Origin of the sequence: Micromonospora phytophila, from assembly GCF_023656545.1 — a bacterium.
Classification (GTDB): domain Bacteria; phylum Actinomycetota; class Actinomycetes; order Mycobacteriales; family Micromonosporaceae; genus Micromonospora; species Micromonospora phytophila.
Map to the genome: position 1 here is coordinate 1 of NZ_JAMOKF010000419.1, position 4,060 is coordinate 4,060.

Annotated in this window: 3 protein-coding genes; all 3 read left to right on the forward strand. The window is 74.0% G+C overall.

The window, feature by feature from the left end:
* Positions 1-317 precede the first annotated feature (317 nt).
* Entirely contained in the window at positions 318-2,069 is a 1,752-nt protein-coding gene (locus NCC78_RS28710; RefSeq protein WP_250798433.1) for an ATP-binding protein, read from the forward strand.
* Positions 2,070-2,121: 52 nt separating this feature from the next.
* The gene (locus NCC78_RS28715) at positions 2,122-3,270 is read left to right on the forward strand and encodes an exonuclease SbcCD subunit D (RefSeq protein WP_250798434.1); all 1,149 of its coding nucleotides are present in this window, start codon (positions 2,122-2,124) and stop codon (positions 3,268-3,270) included.
* On the forward strand, positions 3,270-4,060 hold a 791-nt coding region (locus NCC78_RS28720; RefSeq protein WP_250798435.1), incomplete at its 3' end, for an AAA family ATPase. The genes NCC78_RS28715 and NCC78_RS28720, both read left to right, overlap by 1 nt.

Here is a 4,060-nt window from a genome sequence, read left to right on the forward strand (position 1 = left end):
CGGGGAGAGCCGCCGGCGCCACGTTCGGCGCATCAGCGTCCAGGGCGGCAGGACCGTCGATGCCTGCCGCTGCTCTGTTGGCGTCGCGGCGGCGTGATCCGTCACGTCCGACGGCTGGCCGCCCCGCAGGCCGGAGCGCAACCGGCGCCCCCACGGCCGGCCCGGCCGGCACTGCCCGTCCCGGTCCGGTCACGCTGCGACGGCGGCTCCGGCGGGCGGCGTGGCGTCCGCCGCGTCGCATGGCAACCTGTCGTACTCCTCGGGCAGGATGCAGGGCGTGTGCCCCGACCCGATGACCAGCCGAGCGGAGTTGCCCGATGAGTGACGACGGGTTCGACGGCCCCGGCGAGGAGGTCGGCCGGGTGCTGGGCACGGTCGACGCCACCCCCCTGCAGTTCTGGACCGCGGTCTCCCCCGGCAGCTACCTCCAGCTCGACGACGTGGTGGTCACCCGGCGCGAGCTGCCCGACCGGGAGCCGGTGACGATCGCCGGGGTGGTCACCCAGGTGCGGGCCCGGCACGAGGGTGCGCAGTTCGAGTCCGACGTGTTCGCCATCGCCGACGGCACGCTGCCCGCGCAGGTGCAGGAGTCGGCCGAGATCACCACCACCCGGGTCGACCCGGAGCTCTACGTGCCGCCGGCACCGGGGGCGGTGGTGCACCGCGCCGAGGGCGACGCCCGGGCCCGGGCGCTGCACTTCGACCGGATGGAGCGGCGGATCCCGATGGGCATGGGCCGCGACGGGGTGCCGGTCTACCTCAACGCCGACTTCCTCGACGGCAGCCGGGGCGCGCACATCTCCATCTCCGGCATCTCCGGCGTCGCCACCAAGACCAGTTTCGCGACCTTCCTGCTCTACTCGGTCTTCCGGTCCGGGGTGCTCGGCGGCGACGCGGTCAACGCCAAGGCACTGATCTTCAACGTCAAGGGCGAGGACCTGCTCTTCCTCGACCACCCCAACACCCGGCTCGACGACGCCACCCGGGCCGCCTACGCGAAGCTCGGCCTGAGCGCCGGCGCGTTCCCCGACGTCCGGGTCTACGCCCCGCCCCGGGTCGGCGACTCCTCGGGCACGCCCGACGTGAGCAGCCGGCTCACCGGGGTGGACAGCTTCTACTGGACGCTGACCGAGTTCTGCGCCGACCGCCTGCTGCCCTACGTCTTCGCCGACGCCGACGACGAGCGCCAGCAGTACACGATGGTGGTGCACTCGGTCGCCGCCCACCTGGCCCGCTACGCCCAGCCCGCCGACGGCGGGGTGAGCATCGACGGGGTGCGCCTCGGCTCCTACGCCGACCTGGTCGACCACGTCGTCGAGCAGCTCAACGACGACGAGACCCGCTCCGACTGGGCGGGCAGCGCGGTCGGGCTGGGCACGGTCAACGCGTTCGCCCGGCGGCTGATCGGCAGCAAGAAGGACCTGTCCCGGCTGATCCGGGGCGACCTGGCCACCCGCCGCCCGCACTCGATCAACACCGCGGAGAGCGCCCAGGTCACCGTGGTGGACCTGCACAACCTCCCCGACCGCGCGCAGCGCTTCGTCGTCGGCGTGACGCTGAAGAGCGAGTTCGAGCGCAAGGAGAAGTCCGGCACCGCCAAGCCGCTGCTCTTCGTCGTCCTCGACGAGCTCAACAAGTACGCCCCCCGCGACGGCTCCTCCCCCATCAAGGAGGTGCTGCTCGACATCGCCGAGCGGGGCCGCTCGCTCGGGGTGATCCTGGTCGGCGCCCAGCAGACCGCGAGCGAGGTGGAGCGGCGCATCGTCACCAACTCGGCGATCCGGGTGGTCGGCCGGCTCGACCCGGCCGAGGCGTCCCGCCCGGAATACGGCTTCCTGCCGCCCGCCCAGCGGCAGCGGGCGCTGCTGGCCAAGCCGGGCACGATGTTCGTCAACCAGCCGGACATCCCGGTGCCGCTCTGCCTGGAGTTCCCCTTCCCGGCCTGGGCCACCCGGGTCTCCGAGGCCGGGCCGGCCCCGTCCGGGACGCTCCGGTCGATCACCCAGTCCGCCGATCCGTTCGCGGTGGTGGGCTCCGGTGGCGGCACCGACGACGACATCCCGTTCTGACCGGGCGTCGTCCGATGCGTCCCCCAGCCGCGAACGAGAGGCCAGACCTGCCATGAAGATCCTGCACACCTCCGACTGGCACGTCGGCAAGGTGCTCAAGGGGCAGTCACGGTCCGAGGAGCACAAGCAGGTGCTGGCCGGGGTGATCGAGATCGCCCGGCAGGAGCGGCCCGACCTGGTGATCGTCGCCGGTGACCTCTACGACACCGCCGCGCCGACCCCCGAGGCCACCCGGCTGGTCACCCGGGCGCTGACCGCGCTGCGCCGCACCGGCGCCGACGTGGTGGCCATCGGCGGCAACCACGACAACGGCCAGGCCCTCGACGCGCTGCGCCCCTGGGCCGAGGCCGCCGGGATCACCCTGCGCGGCGGCGTCCGGGAGAATCCGGACGAGCACGTCGTCGACGGCACCACCGCCGGCGGGGAGCGCTGGCGGCTGGCCGCCCTGCCCTTCCTGTCCCAGCGCTACGCCGTACGCGCGGTGGAGATGTACGAGCTGACCGCCGCCGAGGCCACCCAGACGTACGCCGACCACCTGGGCCGGGTGCTGGGTCGGCTGACCGAGAGCTTCACCGAGCCCGACCGGGTGCACCTGGTCACCGCCCACGTCACCGTGGTCGGCGCGAGCACCGGCGGCGGCGAGCGGGACGCGCACACCGTCCTCGGCTACGCGGTGCCGGCGACGGTCTTCCCGGGCACCGCCCACTACGTGGCGCTGGGCCACCTGCACCGCTCCCAGCGGGTGCAGGGGCCCTGCCCGATCCGCTACAGCGGCAGCCCCCTCGCGGTCGACTTCGGCGAGCAGGAGAACGTCCCCTCGGTGACGGTCGTCGAGGTCACCGCCACGACGGCGGCGCAGGTCCGCGAGGTGCCGGTGGTCGCGGCCGCCGCCCTGCGGACCGTCCGCGGCACCCTGGCCCAGCTCGCCGAGGTCGAGGCGCCCGACGCCTGGCTGCGGGTGTTCGTCCGGGAGCAGCCCCGCGCCGGGCTGCGCGAGGAGGTGCAGGAGCTGCTCCCCCGCGCGCTGGAGATCCGGATCGACCCGGAGCTGGTGCCCACGCCGGGCAGCGGCACCCGGGTCGCGCAGCGGGCCGGCCGCTCGCCCCGGGAGCTCTTCGCCGACTACCTCGACCACCGGGGGCACACCGACGACGGGGTCCGCGAGCTCTTCGACGAGCTCTTCGACGAGGTGGAGCACTGATGCGGCCGATACGACTGGACCTGGCCGGGTTCACCGTCTTCCGGGACGAGACCACCATCGACTTCACCGACGCCGACTTCTTCGCCCTGGTCGGCCCGACCGGCTCCGGCAAGTCGACGGTGCTCGACGCGATCTGCTTCGCCCTCTACGGCACGGTGCCCCGCTGGGGCGGGACGCGAGGGCTGGGCAACGCCCTCGCGCCGTCGACGACCGAGGCGCGGGTCCGGCTGGTCTTCGAGTCCGGCGGGGCCCGCTACGTGGCCACCCGGGTGGTCCGCCGCGACGGCCGGGGCAACGTCAAGACGGCCAACGCCGGGTTGCAGCTCATGCCGGCCGGCTTCGACGTGACCAAGTTGGACACCGGGCTGAGCCCGGACGATCTGGGCGAGGTGGTCGCGGGCACCCCCGCCGAGATGGAGCAGGCGGTGCTGGAGGCGGTCGGGCTGCCGTACGAGCAGTTCACCAGCTGCGTGGTGCTGCCGCAGGGGCAGTTCGCGGACTTCCTGCACGCCAAGCCGGCCACCCGGCAGCAGATCCTGGTCAACCTGCTGGGCCTCGGGGTCTACGAGGAGGTGCAGAAGAAGGCCGCCGCGCGGGCCGGGGAGGCCGAGGCGAAGCTGGAGGCGATCGGCCAGGCGCTGCGCGGCCTCACCGACGTCGACGACGACGCGCTGGCCGCGGCGACCGGGCGGGTCGACCGGACGGCGGAGCTGGCGCGGGCGGTGACGGCCGCCGTACCCGAGCTGGAGGCGGCGCGGACGACGGCGCGGGAGGCCCGCGCGGCGTTGGC